Origin of the sequence: Aestuariivita sp., from assembly GCF_021404545.1 — a bacterium.
GTDB lineage: Bacteria > Pseudomonadota > Alphaproteobacteria > Rhodobacterales > Rhodobacteraceae > Aestuariivita.
In genome coordinates, this window is the sequence record NZ_JAAWWD010000095.1 from 1 (window position 1) to 1,026 (window position 1,026).

1 protein-coding gene is annotated in these 1,026 nt (G+C 57.2%); it reads left to right on the plus strand.

Features of this window, described 5'->3' with window-relative positions:
• Window positions 1-667: IS110 family transposase (locus tag HEP69_RS23550; RefSeq protein WP_290560951.1), on the plus strand; the 667-nt coding region annotated here is incomplete at its 5' end.
• Window positions 668-1,026: the final 359 nt, after the last annotated feature.

Genomic DNA, 1,026 nt, shown 5'->3' on the forward strand with positions numbered 1-1,026 from the left:
TTTTGTTCTTTGGTGGGGTTGCTTTCGTGGTCGCCCAGGAACTCAACTCATTTACCATTCTGGCGGTTTGCTGTGCGAGTTTGGCATCTTTATACCGAGAGGCCTCGCCCGGGTGATTGGGTTTGCTGAAGACATAACGCTGGGTGAGGTTCTTGATCTACCTGACATTGCCAATGAAGTGATCCACAATCTGTGCGAGCAGCTCATGGCCCTGCATAAACGGGTCCGTTGGTACGAAGATCGTGTCAAACAAGTCGCTAAAGAGGACGCGCGCGTTCGTCTTCTGCGCACGATCCCTGGCGTTGGCGCGGTGACGGCCTCTGCGATCATCGCCAGCATTGGAGACGGGCATCAGTTCCGTAGTGGTCGGGAGTTCGCTGCCTGGCTGGGCCTGACGCCGGCGAACAAGTCCAGCGGCGGCAAGGAGAAGTTAGGACGGATAACCAAGATGGGCGACCAGTATTTGCGATCACTGCTTGTCGTCGGCACGACATCATTAGTCCGACAAACGAGGTCACACCCCGAACGTGCAAGTAAATGGCTGACGTCTTTGCTCGAACGCAAACCTGCTCGCGTCGCAACAGTGGCCATGGCCAATAAGACTGCCCGGATCGTCTGGGCGGTACTGACCCGCAACGAACCCTACAGCCCACGCGCTGCAGCCTGAGGCGAAAAGAACATCGAGTTAGCAAGACCCGCGATATGATGGTGCATAAGTCTGCCGCCAAAACCAAGACACTCCGCCGAATGGCCCGGGCATCATAGCCCGCGAAGCTGTTAGGAACTTGGTTTGCGGAACCCATCAGGGCCAGCGGTCAAAACCGCGCAAACAGGCCGGACACATGACTGCTTCTGACAAATGCACAAATCAGATCAAAAAAGTCTTGCTATGCAGGAACCATCCACACAGGCCATTCCCGACATGCTTCACGGTAAGGTTTGCGGCCCCCGTTGACTGCCAAACTTGGCGCAGGAAGGGGCGTCCCGACAAGGGGATCCGGGCGGGGGGGGCCTTCGGGCCTGGGG